The organism is Pseudomonas fluorescens group sp. PF-1 (genome assembly GCF_054481335.1).
Genome location: NZ_JBTMNG010000002.1, coordinates 582,229 through 598,487, shown reverse-complemented (window position 1 = coordinate 598,487; position 16,259 = coordinate 582,229). Strand labels below are relative to the sequence as shown.

The window sequence follows — 16,259 nt, the reverse complement described above, 5'->3', positions numbered from 1 at the left end:
GCTGTGCAGCCTGTGGATAACTCTGTTGATGAAAATATCGTGGATCCAACATTTACAGCTGTTTCAGGGGTGAAACGCTACTGTTCAGATTTCGTACACCCGGATAAAAAACCTGAAAAACAGTGATTTGCGGACCAGATGAGAACGAGTCCACAAATTCACGCACGATTGCGTGCGCCGACAACGACGTTGTGCATAAGCGTTAAATCAAAAGAACATAAACGACGCTGAAAACCTCAACTATCTTTGCCCAGCGTCAGAATTGTCTGGCGATCAGTCAGCAAGGAGCTGAGAAACCATGAGCACACTGAACAATGCGCAGGAAGCCGTCGACGCCGTTGCCAACCAAGCCATTGAAGCTGCATTGCAGCAAACCTTCGCGGTGGGCGGCGCCATCATCAACAACGCAACAGGGCAAGTGATTGCTGCGCTGCACAACAACGTATTAATGCCGTTTCCCGGCGGTGGCACGACTTACTTCCTGCCCCACGACCCTACTGCCCACGGCGAACGGCAACTGGTGGACTGGTATTACGAAAACGCCTCGCCACTGCAACTGCCCCCTCCCGAGCAACTGACCATCGTCACTACGCTGGACCCCTGCGCCATGTGCGCCGGCTCACTCCTGACCGCAGGATTCAATGTTGCCGTCAGTGCAATCGATGACTACGCGGGCATCAACTACAACAGCCAATTCACTTTTCCGTCGCTACCACCGCACATTCGCCAGCAAGCGCAGAACACCTGGGGCTACTACGCGATTGCAGCGCCGGTCAGCCGGGCCTATCAGGGGTCAACCAGCCCCGTGTTCGGTGGCCAGTCCATCGACTCGGCCGCGTACTTCCTCACCAGCTCGATCTTCTCCGCCAGCGTCAACACGGTGCGCGAAGCCAGCAACAACAGCGGTTTGCCGCCAGACCAGCTGAAAAATCCATCCACGCTCCCGGCCAACAGCAAAGTGCGCCAGGCACTCACTGCACTCAGTCCATTTGCGCTGACCGTGCAATCGGCGAACCCGCGCGACCCCGGCGCAGAACTTGCCCCTGCACTGGTCAAAACCGCGCAGCAAAGTCCGGTATTCAATTCGGTGGCACTCATCGACCCGTTCGGCAATTTGCTGGTGTGCCTGGGAGGCCTTGAGAATCAGTCACCGATTCGTACAGCGTTCATGGAAACGACCCGCAACTACGCGGTCATGCGCTGGACCCTGATGAATGACCCCGATCCGGCCGTTCGCGCACAGGCCGAGCAATACCTGACCCATCCGAAGTACGGCACCTTCGTCTTTCTGTATGCCCCCGACCCCACCACCCCGCAGGCAGTGATGACCTTCGGCGCATACGGCTCGACCATGGAAGGCCCCGTGCCGCAGAGCTATCCCTCCAACCTGCAATACGTGCTATTGCCAGGCAACACCACGGCTCAAGCGTTGTCGACACTGGCCCAGAACCTGCCGCCGTTCTACACCCAAAGCGTGCAAGTAGCGCCCGCGCAAGTGCTGAGCCAAGACCTGATCAACGCCGTCAAAAACAGCGTTTGACCCCTCCAGGCAATCCCGCCGCCCGGCTCTGCGGAAGACTCCGCAGGGCCGGACTGACACAAAAGCAAAAATAGTCTGAATTCAGGGGTTTACATAACCAATCCAATCGCTATAATCGTCGCCCTGACACGCCGGTATAGCTCAGATGGTAGAGCAACTGACTTGTAATCAGTAGGTCCCGGGTTCGATTCCTGGTGCCGGCACCATATAGAACAACGACTTAGGCTCACTTCGCGGTGGGCCTTTTTCGTTTTAGGCTTCCGCAAGAAGAAATTTTCCCCGTTCGTTCCCCGTTTCGCGTTCGCACCCTCGCTCACGACATCAAAAACCACAGCTTTGACTCAGCCCAAATACTGTGGAGCCATTACTGCTTTTTTGAAAAAAAGCTGCCAAGCAAAACACCTACTTTTACTGCTCACCGCCACTACTGGATTGTGAACTCGTAACCACAAGAAAGTGGCGATGCCTGGGGGGGTGTATAGCCGGGGCCGGAGACTCTCGGCGCCATCCCTGAACTGCTCCGGAAGTAGCGTCGACTCCAGGCGTTGAACATGGCACTCTGCCGGCCACAGCAGAACAACTGATTACTGGATAGTCCTTCGTTCAAGGATGGAGCTTCATGACTGAACCGCTTGTCGCGCGACGCTATACTATTGATTTCTTCCAGCTAGCTCATGTGGCTACCACGGAAGTACCAACCATTGAGGATGGCTTCAAAATCATCCTCGATGAGGAAATTGAGCCAATTTTGGTCTCAAACGGGTACACGAGGGACTTGTGGACGCTTCAAGTCAGAAGTAGGCCAAAGTCCTATGCTGGTCAATTTCGAAAATTCAGAACCAACGACCTCCCCGAAATTGGTACGGCTGGAGGTTCCGCGGCTCAATTAGCCCTTTCTGACAAAGAAGGGGTGGTCGAGAAGAACTTCTTCGTCTACTACAAAGAACACCAGATCTTGGGCTGGCACAGGAATGGGCACGCCAGCAGCGCAAAGCAGCTGGCCACGTTCCTTTCGAGCCTTTGGGGGACAAAGGTGACGATCGATCCCGTATTACAACCAGATGCCGTCAAGCGGTTGTTGCGCGGTGACATTGATCTAAAGAAAGTGGAGCTCACGATACCTCGTCCAACCAGCCGAGACCTTTATCCCGACGACGACTATGGGAAAGGGATTTTGGAGCTGCTCAATCGGTCGGGAGCAGATAGTTTGCATTTGACGCTTGGCATAGATACGCGCCGCAAAGACACCGAAGGCAAGCTAACCTCGCAATGGAAACGAGCCTTGAGTGAGTTCACGTCGATGGGTGCGACCACAGCGAGAGCTATCGTTTATGATGATGGAGTTGAGCATCCTATCGACCTGATCGCTGATCGTGTGGTCTCTTACCAGGACATTGAAACCAATGCTCTCTTTCCACCTAGCGGCACCATGTACGCGGCTATCGATAAAGCCAGGGAAGAGTGCAAAGGAGCCATAAATGAGTATTTTGGGGCAGTGGAAGCAGCTCTTACCTAGGGTTGTGATTTCTGCAGCAATCGCACTAACTTTTGTCTGTCGTTCGGACAGTCATAAAGTAGAGGATCTCCATAGTATTGCTGGGGTGATTGCTGGAGTCTCCGGCACCTTACTGGGGTTTCTGATCACATCGATGGCATTAATTACAGCAATTATGGATAGAACGCTGATCGCAAACATGCGGAAAACGGGGCACTACCAGCGATTAATTGGAGGCGCCTTCACCACCTGCGCCGTGCTACTCGGCGCAGTGGTGTCCTGCATCACAAGTCTTTTTTTCTCAAACCCAATACACGTTTGGGTTTTTGCGAGCGTGCTGTTCTTCCTGGCGCTAAGCGTGCTTTATGTGATTGAGTCGGGCCGTAGGTTCTCCAACATCATCAGCACCTTGAGCTAGCACCGTCGACGAGAACAGGGCTCCGCCAATCCTAAACTGTTGTTCCACATCGCACTATCCCGAATTGGGGTAGTGCCACGTGTATCTCGAGTTCTCCGGCGCTTTGCTCTGATTCCACCAAAGCATGATCAAAGTAGTACGCGCCTGAGCAGGCTTGCCTCTTACCTTGCGTACTCGATACAACGTGTTGATTCCTACACAGAATGTAGATTTCAACACTCAATGGAGGTAACGGTCAGCCTGGCGCAGCGAGCGGCCATGGTTACCATGGTTAATGGATACCAAGCTGGCCGGCCGGGCACTAGGTCGCGGCATTGAAACCTTAGCGCAGCCTCGATGCAGGTGTCGGCCGAGGCGATGGGAGGACTACACCGGTTTTCTTCGTGGATGACGTTTTGACCACTCAAGGGAAAACTGTCAGCTTGATCCCCCCTCCTGGGCGAAACAGAGGCAACTGGAGATGGATCAAGATCGCGTCCACAGAGATACCCTGTACTCCGAGGTTTGGATCACACCTATGGTCTCCCTCGCTCCAAAGTACGGAGTTTCCGCGGTGTTCCTGAAGCGGGTTTGTGCTCGCCTGAACGTACCTTGTCCACCACGAGGCTATTGGGCAAGGAAGCAATCTGGACAGCGACTAAAGACTCCACCTCTGCCCAAGTCCAGTCCTGGTGATCCTACCGAGTGGAGGAAGGGTGACCTATTGCCATCTAAAACGGGAACTGAACTGGCTGAAGCCGCTCCGAAAAAAACTGGTGCCAGGCGTGCGATGGTGATTGGCTCACTGGATTCATTCACGAGCGGCAGAGTCGCTGGCGACGGCTACCTCAAACCCGCGAAGCGTAACCTCCCCGACTTTGTAGTCACTGAGCCCGCGCTTCAGAGGGCAGCGTCAGTTCTGCTGAAGCTCGCGAACTGTTTCCGTGAAACGAACTTTCGAATCTCAATCGCATGCGCCGAAATCGGTTTCACACGTAAGGCGCTTGGAGATGAGGAAGGACGGCTGAAGCGATCGGTTTTTGAGACCCATATTTGGGCGCCAGCTCGGCCAACAGTCGTATTCATCGGTGAGGTAGCGATAGGGCTGACGGTCTACGAGGCTACGGTTGAAAAGGAGATGGTCTATCTCGATGGCCAGTATTTGCCCGTCAATGAGGCTAAAGCGCTCAAGCCTGGGCTATGGGACCGAAAGACGAAGACATTTTACCGGCGGAGTGCTCAGCGTGTTGCTTCCAAACGACTGTGCCTTAGGGCTTACAGCCCCTACGGACGGGTTGACTGGGCTCATACCTGGACCGAGGAAAAAGTTAGTCTCCTGAAACAACTCGACGACATCGTATTGGCATTGGTGGATAGGGCGAAAATTTTAGGTCCTCAGATTGCTGAGGCTGACCGGCAGGCGGCAGAAGAGCGAAAGAGGTGGGACGCTGAGCGCGCAATAGCAACAGCGCGCTACGAGCGTTCTCTGATTATCCAGGCCCGAGAAGACTCGCTGCGTAACCTCCTGAAGGTCATCGACAAGTGGAGCTCCGATAGGAAACTCCAGGATTTTTTCGACGACATCGCCACCCGCTCAGTTGGTATGGATGGCGATGCTCTAGCAGAGCTTTTAGCAAAGGTTCAGGAGGCAAAGAGTTTGCTCACCAGCTCTGACAGCGTTGAAGCACTGATGTCATGGGCACCGCCTCCACCGAAACCGCCCGAGTAAATAAGGCTACTGCCCGCCTGGGCTCCCATTCCAGTAGGTCAGGTGCTGGAAACTGCTACGCGAATAGCAATTTGATGGGCCTGACTACAGACACATTTCCCGGATGAGCTTCCGTGGGTCTGTGCCCTGCTTGAGTGCTCGTCGGGCGTCCTTGGTCAGTTGGTCGAGCGCCTGCTCCTCGAATGTAGCCGCCATGGCGCTGGCCTTTCTGATGATCAGCAGCGCCAGCTCGGCGGGGATCTTCACCTTTTCGGTTGGCAGGTAATCGCAGTCGATAATGGACATGGGGTAGCCCTCGCGTTCGGGTCATGCTCAACGTTCGTTGAACGGGCGTTCGATTATCTGATAACTACCGTGATCCCGGTAGTTTGGCGCGCACGACATGGCCGAGACTGCCAATATCAGTCGAGACTACCGGAACTGGTAATTTGGGGCCTATGGCCTCCCTAGCAAGACTGTGGCTTTTCCCAAGCCAGCCTGCGGGTTTTCCAAATACTGGCGCCAGCCACCATCGATAAATCATCCCTTGACGAGCACCCGACAATTTTTGACGAGCCTCGATCACTGCTACCCCGATAAATCCTCGCCAGCCCCCACAGATCAAGGTGTCCAGCCAAGCGACGGCGCATGGTCGTCTCGCGATCCGTCAAGCCCTGTCAAAAAATTCGTCAAGGCTGGTCAAGGTTTTAGCCATTCTGGACGGGGTGCGGCACACGGATGCGGGGCGATCCTCCGCGCATCAGTTGTGGTATTTCTTTCCGGGTGGTCGGGCTATTCGGCAGGGGCACAATCCGTCTAGAGCCTGTCTAGAATTTGTCTGGGGTCTGTCGGGGTGTGAGACGACTATGGCGGCTTGTTTGACTGCCCTCGCGTGGAATAAGCCTCAGACGCACACCCTGCGTGGGTTTCGTCTCATGCCTGTCTCACATCCCGTCAAAGTATGGTCAAAGTAGAATGCGCTCGACACCGTGTTGATACCTACACAGAGTGTCGTTTTCTACACGCTGGAACCTGATAAAACCTGACATTGGAGCGGCTGGCGCTGATCATCCATGGGGTGTTTCCGCAATGGGGGCATTCGACCTCGATCAGCCTCATTCATGGGGTTCGGTTTTCGCAGAGCCGGTTTCATTCATGGGGTTGTTTTGCAAATCAGCTTTCGGCCAGTGAAAAGCACTGCGATACCGTGGAAACCACAGTGGAAACCAGTGGCTGGCAACCATAGCTTTTGATAACAGGCAGCCTGCCCAGGTTCGCGCCTTGGTGGTTGCGAACCAGAAGTGCGAACTTATCGTGCGAACTAGGGTGCGAACTTGTTGCAGGTACGCGGTGGCGAGTGCGTACCGATGGTGCGTACCAGCCTGCGTACTAATCCCGGACCGCCTTATTGCTGAGACAGTTTCGCGCACTACAGGTGCGTGACGATCGTGCGTGACGACTGCGCGAAAACACGCCGATAGGCACCTGACGTGGCTCATTCATGGGGTTGATTTCACAAATGGGGTTTTGATGGTTTTATAACCATCGAAAAGTGGTCACTGATGCTGGTCATTCGCCTGGTCACCATCATGGGTATCCACGTCGGATCTGCCCATGCGCAAGGCCGTCAGGTGGGGGCGGCGTGCTTGGTGGTCTAGCTATTCGTGCTTTTCACCGCTGGAAAACGCTTTCTGAACATCGTTGAGCGCTGGCCACGGCTGGATGCCTAGCTTCGCCTTCAAGCAGCCTGGAGCATGGATAAAAACGTGTTCCTGGTCGGTTTCTAACTGCTCGGCAAGGCATGTTTTACAACTGATGGTTGCCTGGGTGATCCTCCAGTTTACGTGCCATTCCGTCAGTTTCTCCATCGGTGTCATGGCTTAGCTCTCCCAGTGATTTAGTGGTTCTGCAGATCCTTTGGGTTCCACGCGGTTGTCGAGGACCGATCTCAATCAGTCACTCGCTATTGTTCGACTGTACGCCCTTTAAAACCCCAAGGCGTACCTACCTTTTCAGCGCCAGCGACTTGTCAAAACTTGACATTTTTTCAGGGCGAAACCTGTCATCGAGCACGCACCAGAACCTAACAAAACCTAACGTTTTGATCGGATGCGTCGACCTGGCTGGATGTTGACAAATGTTGACATCAGATCGGCCCATCACGGCCTGGCGGGGCGTTATTGGCCCATGACAAAGGTGTCAGCCTGTTAACAATTGTTAAGGTTGGAAGGCGCTGGGCGGCGCCATCTGTCGGTAAGCGTGAGCGTGTGAAGGCAGAGTGCTATGCCGGTGCTAGTTTTGAAGCTATTGCAACCGATAGAGAGGCCTAGGAAATGGCGACTCGACTCCAAGAGACTAATCGCTTTGAGGCAGTGGGAAATTCCGGTCAGCGCTACATAATCGTTGAGTCAACGCAGCAGATCTCATTGGATGCAACGAAGGATGGCAGGACGCTTTGGGCGGACGAATCAAGATTTCTCAGAGCGGTGAATTTTGGCCCGGTCGGCCAACTCAGTGATTCAGAGTTCGTAGTTTTTCTCAGTGGCGAAAGGTTGAAACGGGTTTGATGCGAACTGGCAACCACTTAGAACTGGTTACCAGACGTGGTTACCGCCTTGCGACGCCGGTCAGCGAGATAGACGATATGGTCTCAGTTGGATCAGATCGTCTGTCTCCGCTCAGAACGCGGTGGGAGAGAGATCCATGCTCATGCTTGTGTCGATCGAGATTCGGTACTTTTTTGTATTGTCCGCACTCATCACTAACGATCGCTCTTTCAGCCCGCCACCACACATTGCTGTGGAGTTCACGCCAATGATCACCTCACCCACAGGGAGGTAGAATTTAGCGGTTTCCCCTTGGGCTATCTCTGCCGATTTTTTCCCATCGATATACACGATCGTGTTGCACGCAGAACCTACGAAGCCGCTATCACGGGTGACTATCAACGTACCGTATTGGCCGGATGGCTTACTCTGAAATGCTGCAAGCCTACTTTGCGGAACTGGGGTTGCCTGGTCGGATGGAATAGGTGTGGTCGAGCAGCCCACCAAAAGTAACGAAGTGATCGCCAGCAGTCCAAGTAAGCGCATAGTCCCATTATCCATTCACAACTCAAAGGAGCGTGGAAATTACCACGCCCCTGCGTGAGTTTTAAATCCTTGGCTTGCCTAAGGCGCCCTTACCCTCATTACCAGCGTGTTCATGCGGGGATCGCCTCCGACCAGGTGCCAACCGCAATGACGCTGGAGCCGACCAGCATCTCGCCATAAACCACGGGCACGGGGAGGCCCTGCTGCGTCGAGTTGAAGGCGCCGTTGAAGAGATAGCTGGGCTTGTTTTCCGAGGCGGCTTGATCCTGTTGATTGCCTGTTTTTGGCACGGGCGAAAGCATCTGGGCAACGCCGCCTGAGACCATGCCAATACCGATCCCGACCGCCCATGGCTGTTCAAAAATCGCACCAACAACAATTAGCGCGACGCCTGCGATTGTCTGAAACAGGCCGCCTCTCTTACTGCCCGCGATGATTGGAACGATGCGGATCTCGGTCGTTCCGCTCAGAGTTAATTCGTCCTTTCCGACATTCACACGGTTACGGAAGATGGCGAAGCGTATACCCGCTCTCGACATGCGCATGATCTCGTCCGCAAAGCCGTCAACGGTGTTCCTTAGCGCGCTGAACACCTCGTTGGTGGTGCCGCTTTCGAGCAGATAGTCTCTCTTGCGGAAAAACTTCATAGCCAGTGAGCCGGAGAGGCGGACGGATGTTTTGGGAGGGCGGACGATATCGCTCATTTCAGCACCTCCGACGCATCGACTCCAAGCTGGCGAGCAAGCGCGACTCGGGACAAGCTGGCTCGCTCCCTGATTGCCTTTTCGCGGAGTGGATCGGGGTTCCAGGCAGAGCAATGGCCTCCTTCGTAAGCTCTGGCTCCACGAAATGTTCCACGCAATAGATCGGCAGAAATACGAGCCTCGTCCTCTGTAAAGAACGGCCCGTCAATGGTCACCCTGACGCCGTTGCGAAGATGTTGCACATCCCAAACGGTATAGCCGCCAATAGTCGTTTCATCGACGGCAAAGTCTGTGGCCTTGCAGGCCTCGGCGAAGCGTTCCTGATGGGTGGGCGGCTGCTGGGCCGCATTGCTGTGTTGGTTCGTCATGTGTACCTCTGGTGCGCCGCTGGCGCTGGTCATGGGCTGATGCCCGGTGGTGTTGCTCAATGCCACGACACGTTTTTGTTATCTGCAAAACGTGTCGCGTAGGAGTCATTGGTGCGCCTCCATAGGTGTTCCGTCGTAGCTGGCGCGCAGGTCGGCGCCAACCAGGCAGTAACGGGCTGTTGGCGCATAGCAGGAACGGCAAACCATGATGTGGCTGAGGTATTGGTCGCGGGCCTGTCGCCACTCTGGCGTGGCTGTGGCCGCGTTGGTGTAGGTGCTAGCCGGTAACTGGGCGGGGCGCTCGACCAGCACCAAGCGTGGACGATCCGTGGTGCGATTCGCCCTGGTCGGTTTGTCGGCGCCAGCGATGGTCGGCGGGATTTGATCGAGCAGGCCGGAAAGGAGGCTCATTGCGCCACCTCGCCCGGATTACTCGTAATCCAATGTTCCTGTGATTCCAAAAACACCGGCAACAGCGGCAATACTGGCAACAGTCCCGTAAACCGTGGTCTCCAGGCGTGGCTGATGATGCCAAACCGTTGCCACCGGTTTTTTACTGGCAACAGTGATAACCAAATGAAAGGAGTGAGCCGACCTCTTATATTGAAACTGATGTGTGTGTTGCCAGTTGTTGCCACTTTTTTTATAGGGTGGCAACGGCTGCAAGCCACGTCCCACAAGGCTGTTGCCGGTGTTGCCACCGTTGCCAGTGATTCTAGGTTCCTGTGAACTCGGGCAAGCCGGATAAGCAGCGCTTTGATGGTGATCATGCGTTGGTCACCTCAGTGTCTAAGGCCTCTGGATCGAGCACATAAAGTCGAGCCTGCCCGCCACCGGGGAGACGGTAGTTTTTGGTTTTGCGTTCGTTGTTGCGGTCTGCCAGAGCATTCGCCCCCTCCAGCGCTTTGATGATGCGAGTCAGGCCGTACCCGTGGGCCGCCTCGATCAGTGCCGACTTGTTGAACAAGTACAGCCGTTTGCCCGCTGACAGCGCCCAGTAGCCAGCGCGGTTGAATACCTTGGTATCTACGTCTGGCGCATCCACGTCTGAAAAGCGGCTGCTACCGTGCTTGTCGATGAAGTCGAGGATGCCAGCCAGGATCTGGCGGTCTTCGGCATTGCCGCTGCCGACACGGCTCAGCCACTCGCCGTACAACAACTGGCAATCGGCAAGCGCGCTGCCTTGCACCCAGGGCAACAGGCCGAAGGCAATGGCCATTTCCCCAGCCAGGGCAATGACGGCGAAGCGATCCGCTACACGTCCGGCTTGGGCGTTGTCCTCGGTGAACTTGGCGCGGATACCGGCGAAGTCTTCCAGTAGGCCGGGTTGGTCATCACGGGCGAGCAGTTTTTCCACGAAGGCCGGCCCGATATGTCCATGGTTGGCGCCGACAGCAACGGTCAGCAGGCGGTGGAAGTCCGCTCCCGCCAGGCCATGCAATTCATCGAATGCGCGGTGAGTGCGAGTACCGGCGTTCACATCCACCATGCGCAGCTCAGCGCCTGCATGGGCGGCATTGCCGGAAATGGCGGCGTGCTCGGAGAGTGAGCGCTCACCGCTGGAGAGCGTCAGCAGGCGCCAGCTCAATTTGGCGCGGCCTTCGCGTTCGCGGGTCATGGTGCCTTTGCCCTGACCGTTGGCGAGGGAATAGGCCATTTCCTGTACCCGCTTGGGGTCTGCGCGCTTGATCTCGTCCAGCGGGAGAATGGTGTCGTTACGGCTGGACGCCTCAATCTCAAGGCCGCCCTTGGTCATATCCCAGCTAGCGGCAAACACGCCCGGGTCGCCCCATACCGACGAACCGATGAGCTGTGCCAACGACTTGCCGCTCGAGCTGTCACCCACCAGGTGAACCCCGCCTCCCAATACGCCGACCAGACTCAGCAGCGGGCCAGCCAGCGCGCAGCCAATCGCCAATGTCAGTACCGGGTTACCCTCGCACTTGGCCGCGACTTCGGTTTTCCAGCCCTCCAGGTCGCCGCGCAGGCTGAATAGGTTCTGACCTTTGCCGCTGGCCTGATAACGCACTTTGTCGCTGCCGATGGTGCGGCCTGGCAGGACAAAGGCGCCCGACTCATGCCAGCCCGGCCGGCAAGTGGTGGCGAACACCTCGGCGGGGTGCTGCTCCAACAAGTACTCCATGAACGCGCCACGTTTCTTGAGCGCAATGATTACGCCCATACCGAAGAGCTGGCGCCTGGCGTCCTCGCCACTGCCGCCGAACACCTCCATGGGGATAATCCATTCTTTGATGCCGCTCTCTGTCACCAGGCGCAGGAAACGCCCCTCGCTGCCGTCGTCGCTGTTGGTGGTGCGGGCGGCGACGGTCACAGGCGTGGCGATCCACTCATCCGTGATAGGGCGGTCTGCCTTGTCGTCGTCGCTGTCTTCGTCGGCGGCGGTGCGTTTGAAGCCGTGCCAGTACACGCCGGGGCGCAGCCTTCGGCCTTTCTCATTCGTCACCCAGTGATCGTAAACACCCCAGCACGGGCGTTCAGGCTCGACCATGGGCGCTTCTGGGCGCAGGTTGATTACGTTGTTCTCAGGCGTGCGCATGGTGGCGACTCCAGGCTGCTAGATCGTTGTAGTCGCTGAGCGTGTCCGGCGCGTCGACGGGCCACTCGGGAAACGTCACCAGCCCACCTACGGCTGCGGCGGCGGCATTGGCGGCGGCGCGGCCGGGATTGCCCTTGCCCTCGGCTGCGGTGAGGCGATCGTCATCGCCCGCGATGATGATTTCGGTGGTGTGGTATTCAGCCCGAAGCGCCAGCGCTACCGGTTTAAGGTTTCCGGCATTCATTGCGCAGGCGACGGTGTAGCCGCTTTCGTGAAGCGTTGCGCCCGTCGCCCAGCCTTCACAGATACAAAGCGGTTTCCCCGGCGTGATGCGCCCCAGCGGCGAGTAGGCGCCTTTGATCCGCCCCCCAAAAAGGAAACGCTTGCTGCCGTCCGGAGCGATCCGTTGCAGATTGACCAGCACGCCACCCGAGTACAGCGGCACCAACAATTCGTCACGGCGCTGGCGCAGGCTGTGGGAGCGAACACCTTTGGCAATTAGGTATGGGTGATCGGGATCGGCGCGACGCGCATCACGCCACCATCGTTGAGCAAGGTTCGCGGCCTTGAGCTGGCGCCGGTGCTGCTCGGCTTCGCGTTGGCGTCGGGTCTGCTCGACGCGCTGGCGCACTTGCTCGGCTTCGCGGGCGTCCACCGGTTCACGACTACACCAAGTGCTGGCACCACCGGATTTCCAGCTGCCGAACGCACCCGAGGCGATGTTGTCCAGGTACAAGACATACCATCCGGCTAGCGTGCCGGGCTTGTCGCCGGGGACGTGGAAGCGGTGAATGGCGCCATCGGGCACGGGTATCCAGTCGAGCGCCCCATAGACCGACTGGAGCGCGTCACGGAAAAGGATCGCCGGATCAGTCATGCGGCGCCCTCCGGTTCGTACCGCGACAGCACGCGACCGATCTGCTTAACGATCGCATCGGCCTGCTTGCGGCTGTGCTCGTTCGTCGCGCTGTCACGCAGTTTCACCAGATCGCTGAACGCGCCGATCAGCAGCCCGCGCCCGAAGTCGTCCATGTGTGGCGGCACGTCGTCGCGCACAATGCTGGTGAATGGGTCGAACTGGATAACGTCACCCATGGTTCACCCCCAGCCGATCAGCGCCAGCGAAGGCACGACAGACGCGTCCATTGTTCTCTGCATGCGAATGCGTGATGTCATCGATTGAATCGACCAAGGAGGCCGTCACCACGGCATTAGCACTGCGCATCACGATGCGACCAGTTTCGGCATCAGCCTCAGTCAGGAACGGCCCCAGCAGCGCCTTGGGCACCTTTGGATGGGTCACGAACCAGAGTTCTGTGGCTTTCTTCAGGGTGAGCGAACCCACCAGCGCATCGCAGCGCTGTTGAAAATCAGTCATGGTTAAGCCTCCTCGGAGTCTTTAGGTTCGAACCGCTGGGTGCCGTTACGCATTGCTCGCAAGCCAATTACTGCGGCGCGTGCCACACGATCGATAAAGCCGCTTTCAAGACAGGTGGAGCTCCCGCCCATATCCATAATTGCGGCCTGGATGGCCAAAAACGCTTCGGTTTCATCGTGAGCGGCCAGTTCGGCAACTTCGCCATCGAAGCAAGCGATGCCCTTTTGCCAGTCCGCCGGCACCCCTTTGTTGTACCGAGGCCAGTTAATGAGTCGGCCTTCGTCATCGCGCTTTGTGAAGCTCAGGTCGTCACGGCAAAGGATGGGGCGCTTGATTGCTGCGTTCATAGTTCACCCCCTTGCTCAGCGATAACGCCATCCAGCAACTCGGCCCAGGCCATAGCGGTGTGCTGCGCCATTACGGCGGCGACGCGGGCAAGGATGATTGGCGTGGTGGGCGAGGCGATGACGGCAAGCGCTAGGCTCAGTAATACAAGGATGCCTTGCACGTCGCGCAAGTCATCGAGAGTGCAATGGGCCGGTGCTGCGATGGGCTGGATAGGGAAGGTCATACTGCGTCCTCCACAGCATCCAGCGTTTTTTGCATCGACTCGACTTCGCTGTCGATGTAGTTCGCCCAGTCGTAACCGAGGAAGCCGCCGAGGTTGGCCAACTCCTCGATGTCGCTCGACTTGCCGTGCTTCAGATCCTTGATGATGGAGTTGAACAACACCCGCATATGGTTGATGCGTTCGTGTGTGGCGCGGAGGAGTTCGAGAGCATCGTTGGTGATGGTGGTGGCCTGGCTCATTTTTCACCTCCGACCGATTCCAGTGTGCGGACGATGGTCATGTGGTGACTCCAGCGACGCAGGCGAACAGCCAACGACGAGTCGGCATGCAAAGCGGCCAGGGCGCAGGCACGATGAAAAGCAGTGCGGGCTTTGGGCAGATTTAGAGTGAGGATATGTCGCGTGGTCATGATGGTTTGCCTTGGAGTGCGGTCTAAAACTCCGCTCCCATGACGCCAATCATGGTGAGCAGAACCGTGCAGGTTGGCGTGGCAGTCCAAGGGCTGCTGAGCACGAATGCTCCCCACACGGCCCGCCCATAAAGGCATTACCGTGTTGCGGACACAAAAAAACCGCGCAAGAGGCGGGGTATCCGCCTTGGAGTTCAGGACGCCAATCCCGTTCGCTGAATTTGCAGCGACGGGCAAACCATACCGCCGGGATTGCATCTGCGCAAGAAGAACAACTAACTGCTGTTCGCTGGACATGAGCATAGTCGTCATGCGGCATCACTCCGAAGATGCTTGGCGCGCAGGCTCTGGATGTAGCGCAGCAGCGAGGATTTTCGGGCTGCGAAGTCTTTGCCTTGGCCAATCAGCAGCACGTCGCGGATCTCGATCAGTGACACCAACACCAGTTCATGCGCGGTGAGTTGATCGCGGTTGCGGCCGGCGAATTGCCCAGTGATTACCTGGTTGATCAGCTTGGCTTCGTTGATGAAGTGGTGGCGCTGGGGAGTCTTGCCGTTCTCCTCGTAGGCGATTGCTAGGGCATCACACAGACCGCGGTAGCCGACGGCGGATTGTTGGCGAGCTTGCTGCCAAGTGCTTTGATCGCCGCGGAGTAGGGCATCGATCTGATCGTCACACCAGACGGCGAAGTCCACGGAAAGCCACCGGGCAAAGGCTACTGCCAGCTTGGGATGGAGCCAGGTGCCGCCGTTGCGGCCACGCTGGGTGCGGACTAATTGCGGGATTTTCCCGCATTTAACCAGGGCCTCCAGGTAGGCAACTGTTTCTGGAAGGCGCAGCCATTCGTGCGGGAGCTTGCCGAAGCGTGCGGCTGCTTCAGTGGCATTGATCCAGCCTTCAGCGTTGAAGCGCACGGCATGGCCTTCGTATTCGAACGGAATGATCTTAGCTGTCATGCCGCCACCTTCACGCCAGGCTTGGCGATCAGGGTGTACACGGCCACGCCGCGGTGGATACGACCCCATTCATCAGTCAGGGTGATGCGATTGGTAAGGATCTTGTAGCCGGCTGCCCTCAGATCGCAGATACGCGCACTAGGGCGACAGATGTTGAGTTCACGCATGATGGCGAACGTATCAATGGAACCTTGCTCCATACGACCGGCAAGCCGATTGTTCTGTGCGCTGTTGCTGGTATCGCCAATGTCTTTGCCGCGAGATGTTTCGTGGCTGGCGTCGTGGGCTTGGCAAATTTTTTTGTCCATTAATTAGCCCCCCCTTGCCGTGCAGCTTTATGACTTAGGGGTACACGAAGAGATACAGCCGTTTTTTTGAGGCAAGCCAAGCCCGTTCCCACATCAAGGCAGGTTTGATTAGTCATCATGGGTTAAGCCTCCTGGCAGGTCAGGAAGGCCTCAACAGACTCCGGTTCCCAGCGAACGGAGCGACCAAAGCGGATTGGCTTAGGGAAACCGGGAGTATTAGACCAGCGCCACCAGGTGGCGCGACTGACTTGGTACTTGGCGCAGAGCTGGGCGGCGGTAGCGCGCGCGCCAGGGATCGGCAGATTGGGTGCTTCGGTACTGCGGGTGGCCGATTGTGCCATTGCGGTATCTCCGAACATGGATTTACCGAGGTGGTCGAACCATAGGCCACCAGATCCAGCAAAAGGATCAAGGTAGCTGGCCGTCGGATAGGCACCACTGTATGGATAACAGGGGTTGTGCCGTATTCCTTCCGGTACTACAGTTCGCCGCGAAGCCGTTCCAAATGCTTCTCCCCTCGGGGTTGTGTGCTGGCCTAGCTGGTATGCAGAGGACGTTACTAGCGTCCTTCCCGACTGAGCCCCAGTGTTACTAGCGCTGGGGCTTTTCTTTGTCTGCGATTCCAACTGTCAGCGATCCTAACAGCAAAGTCCAACCAAGTGTTTCATTTGGTTCAGGCACGTTGCTGGCTGATGCAGGAGATTCTAATCGGCGCATAAAGAAAAAACCAAGCGGAATTTTTATAACTTCCGTTCGTTATTCCTATCCCCGGACAT

Annotated in this window: 22 protein-coding genes and 1 tRNA gene; 5 read left to right on the top strand and 18 right to left on the bottom strand. The window is 56.8% G+C overall.

All coding sequences use genetic code 11. The annotated features are described in order from the left end of the window. Positions 1-298 precede the first annotated feature (298 nt). The 5 genes from ACX3YD_RS17465 to ACX3YD_RS17445 all read left to right on the top strand — a co-directional run bounded on the left by ACX3YD_RS17465 (position 299) and on the right by ACX3YD_RS17445 (position 5,161). A complete protein-coding gene (locus ACX3YD_RS17465) occupies positions 299-1,540 on the top strand; it encodes a nucleoside deaminase (RefSeq protein ID WP_458960611.1) in 1,242 nt (413 codons plus the stop codon). 130 nt (positions 1,541-1,670) lie between these two features. Further along, positions 1,671-1,746 (top strand) — tRNA-Thr (locus tag ACX3YD_RS17460). Between the two features lie 413 nt (positions 1,747-2,159). Next, on the top strand, positions 2,160-3,056 hold the full coding sequence (locus ACX3YD_RS17455; protein WP_458960610.1) for a DUF6731 family protein: 897 nt from the start codon (positions 2,160-2,162) through the stop codon (positions 3,054-3,056). Further along, positions 3,019-3,453 (top strand): hypothetical protein, encoded by a 435-nt coding sequence (locus ACX3YD_RS17450; RefSeq protein ID WP_458960609.1) that lies wholly within the window; start codon positions 3,019-3,021, stop codon positions 3,451-3,453. The genes ACX3YD_RS17455 and ACX3YD_RS17450 overlap by 38 nt, the downstream gene beginning before the upstream one ends. 703 nt (positions 3,454-4,156) lie before the next feature. Beyond that, positions 4,157-5,161, top strand: coding sequence for a hypothetical protein (locus ACX3YD_RS17445; protein WP_458960608.1), 1,005 nt, complete (start codon positions 4,157-4,159; stop codon positions 5,159-5,161). 84 nt (positions 5,162-5,245) lie between these two features. Here the strand turns inward: ACX3YD_RS17445 and ACX3YD_RS17440 are convergent, their stop codons facing one another. The 18 genes from ACX3YD_RS17440 to ACX3YD_RS17355 all read right to left on the bottom strand — a co-directional run bounded on the left by ACX3YD_RS17440 (position 5,246) and on the right by ACX3YD_RS17355 (position 15,824). After that, entirely contained in the window at positions 5,246-5,446 is a 201-nt protein-coding gene (locus tag ACX3YD_RS17440; RefSeq protein WP_458960607.1) for a hypothetical protein, read from the bottom strand. Positions 5,447-6,798: 1,352 nt separating this feature from the next. Then, positions 6,799-7,017, bottom strand: coding sequence for a hypothetical protein (locus ACX3YD_RS17435; protein WP_458960606.1), 219 nt, complete (start codon positions 7,015-7,017; stop codon positions 6,799-6,801). An 801-nt stretch (positions 7,018-7,818) separates the two neighbouring features. Then, the gene (locus ACX3YD_RS17430; protein WP_204149714.1) at positions 7,819-8,232 is read right to left on the bottom strand and encodes a hypothetical protein; all 414 of its coding nucleotides are present in this window, start codon (positions 8,230-8,232) and stop codon (positions 7,819-7,821) included. Positions 8,233-8,342: 110 nt separating this feature from the next. Next, complete coding sequence (locus ACX3YD_RS17425; protein WP_458960605.1) at positions 8,343-8,936, bottom strand: tail assembly protein; 594 nt, start codon at positions 8,934-8,936, stop codon at positions 8,343-8,345. After that, complete coding sequence (locus ACX3YD_RS17420; protein WP_458960604.1) at positions 8,933-9,364, bottom strand: hypothetical protein; 432 nt, start codon at positions 9,362-9,364, stop codon at positions 8,933-8,935. Before ACX3YD_RS17420 ends, ACX3YD_RS17425 begins: the two co-directional genes overlap by 4 nt. A 45-nt stretch (positions 9,365-9,409) precedes the next feature. Beyond that, the gene (locus ACX3YD_RS17415; RefSeq protein ID WP_458960603.1) at positions 9,410-9,715 is read right to left on the bottom strand and encodes a hypothetical protein; all 306 of its coding nucleotides are present in this window, start codon (positions 9,713-9,715) and stop codon (positions 9,410-9,412) included. After that, positions 9,712-10,074, bottom strand: a complete 363-nt coding sequence (locus ACX3YD_RS17410) for a hypothetical protein (RefSeq protein ID WP_458960602.1) — start codon at positions 10,072-10,074, stop codon at positions 9,712-9,714. Before ACX3YD_RS17410 ends, ACX3YD_RS17415 begins: the two co-directional genes overlap by 4 nt. Further along, positions 10,071-11,861, bottom strand: coding sequence for a DUF927 domain-containing protein (locus ACX3YD_RS17405; protein WP_458960601.1), 1,791 nt, complete (start codon positions 11,859-11,861; stop codon positions 10,071-10,073). Before ACX3YD_RS17405 ends, ACX3YD_RS17410 begins: the two co-directional genes overlap by 4 nt. Further along, positions 11,848-12,738 (bottom strand): toprim domain-containing protein, encoded by an 891-nt coding sequence (locus ACX3YD_RS17400; RefSeq protein ID WP_458960600.1) that lies wholly within the window; start codon positions 12,736-12,738, stop codon positions 11,848-11,850. Before ACX3YD_RS17400 ends, ACX3YD_RS17405 begins: the two co-directional genes overlap by 14 nt. Beyond that, positions 12,735-12,956 carry a hypothetical protein gene (locus ACX3YD_RS17395; protein ID WP_204149709.1) on the bottom strand — a complete coding sequence of 74 codons (222 nt, stop codon included), beginning with the start codon at positions 12,954-12,956 and terminating at the stop codon, positions 12,735-12,737. Before ACX3YD_RS17395 ends, ACX3YD_RS17400 begins: the two co-directional genes overlap by 4 nt. Beyond that, positions 12,949-13,239 carry a hypothetical protein gene (locus tag ACX3YD_RS17390; RefSeq protein ID WP_458960599.1) on the bottom strand — a complete coding sequence of 97 codons (291 nt, stop codon included), beginning with the start codon at positions 13,237-13,239 and terminating at the stop codon, positions 12,949-12,951. The genes ACX3YD_RS17395 and ACX3YD_RS17390 overlap by 8 nt, the downstream gene beginning before the upstream one ends. 2 nt (positions 13,240-13,241) lie before the next feature. Beyond that, positions 13,242-13,586 (bottom strand): hypothetical protein, encoded by a 345-nt coding sequence (locus tag ACX3YD_RS17385; protein ID WP_458960598.1) that lies wholly within the window; start codon positions 13,584-13,586, stop codon positions 13,242-13,244. Further along, a complete protein-coding gene (locus ACX3YD_RS17380) occupies positions 13,583-13,810 on the bottom strand; it encodes a hypothetical protein (protein WP_204149705.1) in 228 nt (75 codons plus the stop codon). Before ACX3YD_RS17380 ends, ACX3YD_RS17385 begins: the two co-directional genes overlap by 4 nt. Then, positions 13,807-14,049 (bottom strand): hypothetical protein, encoded by a 243-nt coding sequence (locus ACX3YD_RS17375; RefSeq protein WP_204149704.1) that lies wholly within the window; start codon positions 14,047-14,049, stop codon positions 13,807-13,809. The genes ACX3YD_RS17380 and ACX3YD_RS17375 overlap by 4 nt, the downstream gene beginning before the upstream one ends. After that, complete coding sequence (locus tag ACX3YD_RS17370) at positions 14,046-14,516, bottom strand: hypothetical protein (RefSeq protein WP_458962113.1); 471 nt, start codon at positions 14,514-14,516, stop codon at positions 14,046-14,048. The genes ACX3YD_RS17375 and ACX3YD_RS17370 overlap by 4 nt, the downstream gene beginning before the upstream one ends. Positions 14,517-14,527: 11 nt before the next feature. Continuing rightward, positions 14,528-15,175, bottom strand: coding sequence for a KilA-N domain-containing protein (locus ACX3YD_RS17365; RefSeq protein WP_458960597.1), 648 nt, complete (start codon positions 15,173-15,175; stop codon positions 14,528-14,530). Beyond that, entirely contained in the window at positions 15,172-15,483 is a 312-nt protein-coding gene (locus tag ACX3YD_RS17360; protein ID WP_458960596.1) for a helix-turn-helix domain-containing protein, read from the bottom strand. The genes ACX3YD_RS17365 and ACX3YD_RS17360 overlap by 4 nt, the downstream gene beginning before the upstream one ends. Positions 15,484-15,605: 122 nt before the next feature. Beyond that, positions 15,606-15,824, bottom strand: coding sequence for a helix-turn-helix transcriptional regulator (locus ACX3YD_RS17355; protein ID WP_458960595.1), 219 nt, complete (start codon positions 15,822-15,824; stop codon positions 15,606-15,608). Positions 15,825-16,259 lie beyond the last annotated feature (435 nt).

What these genes read in the sequence shown, in the direction of transcription:
- ACX3YD_RS17410 (WP_458960602.1), bottom strand. Translation starts at nt 10,074, where the DNA reads ATGATCACCATCAAAGCGCTGCTTATCCGGCTTGCCCGAGTTCACAGG.
- ACX3YD_RS17390 (WP_458960599.1), bottom strand. Translation starts at nt 13,239, where the DNA reads ATGACTGATTTTCAACAGCGCTGCGATGCGCTGGTGGGTTCGCTCACC.
- ACX3YD_RS17465 (WP_458960611.1), top strand. Translation starts at nt 299, where the DNA reads ATGAGCACACTGAACAATGCGCAGGAAGCCGTCGACGCCGTTGCCAAC.
- ACX3YD_RS17400 (WP_458960600.1), bottom strand. Translation starts at nt 12,738, where the DNA reads ATGACTGATCCGGCGATCCTTTTCCGTGACGCGCTCCAGTCGGTCTAT.
- ACX3YD_RS17415 (WP_458960603.1), bottom strand. Translation starts at nt 9,715, where the DNA reads ATGAGCCTCCTTTCCGGCCTGCTCGATCAAATCCCGCCGACCATCGCT.
- ACX3YD_RS17370 (WP_458962113.1), bottom strand. Translation starts at nt 14,516, where the DNA reads ATGTCCAGCGAACAGCAGTTAGTTGTTCTTCTTGCGCAGATGCAATCC.
- ACX3YD_RS17425 (WP_458960605.1), bottom strand. Translation starts at nt 8,936, where the DNA reads ATGAGCGATATCGTCCGCCCTCCCAAAACATCCGTCCGCCTCTCCGGC.
- ACX3YD_RS17430 (WP_204149714.1), bottom strand. Translation starts at nt 8,232, where the DNA reads ATGCGCTTACTTGGACTGCTGGCGATCACTTCGTTACTTTTGGTGGGC.
- ACX3YD_RS17395 (WP_204149709.1), bottom strand. Translation starts at nt 12,956, where the DNA reads ATGGGTGACGTTATCCAGTTCGACCCATTCACCAGCATTGTGCGCGAC.
- ACX3YD_RS17450 (WP_458960609.1), top strand. Translation starts at nt 3,019, where the DNA reads ATGAGTATTTTGGGGCAGTGGAAGCAGCTCTTACCTAGGGTTGTGATT.
- ACX3YD_RS17380 (WP_204149705.1), bottom strand. Translation starts at nt 13,810, where the DNA reads ATGACCTTCCCTATCCAGCCCATCGCAGCACCGGCCCATTGCACTCTC.
- ACX3YD_RS17385 (WP_458960598.1), bottom strand. Translation starts at nt 13,586, where the DNA reads ATGAACGCAGCAATCAAGCGCCCCATCCTTTGCCGTGACGACCTGAGC.
- ACX3YD_RS17455 (WP_458960610.1), top strand. Translation starts at nt 2,160, where the DNA reads ATGACTGAACCGCTTGTCGCGCGACGCTATACTATTGATTTCTTCCAG.
- ACX3YD_RS17365 (WP_458960597.1), bottom strand. Translation starts at nt 15,175, where the DNA reads ATGACAGCTAAGATCATTCCGTTCGAATACGAAGGCCATGCCGTGCGC.
- ACX3YD_RS17440 (WP_458960607.1), bottom strand. Translation starts at nt 5,446, where the DNA reads ATGTCCATTATCGACTGCGATTACCTGCCAACCGAAAAGGTGAAGATC.
- ACX3YD_RS17435 (WP_458960606.1), bottom strand. Translation starts at nt 7,017, where the DNA reads ATGACACCGATGGAGAAACTGACGGAATGGCACGTAAACTGGAGGATC.
- ACX3YD_RS17355 (WP_458960595.1), bottom strand. Translation starts at nt 15,824, where the DNA reads ATGGCACAATCGGCCACCCGCAGTACCGAAGCACCCAATCTGCCGATC.
- ACX3YD_RS17375 (WP_204149704.1), bottom strand. Translation starts at nt 14,049, where the DNA reads ATGAGCCAGGCCACCACCATCACCAACGATGCTCTCGAACTCCTCCGC.
- ACX3YD_RS17360 (WP_458960596.1), bottom strand. Translation starts at nt 15,483, where the DNA reads ATGGACAAAAAAATTTGCCAAGCCCACGACGCCAGCCACGAAACATCT.
- ACX3YD_RS17405 (WP_458960601.1), bottom strand. Translation starts at nt 11,861, where the DNA reads ATGCGCACGCCTGAGAACAACGTAATCAACCTGCGCCCAGAAGCGCCC.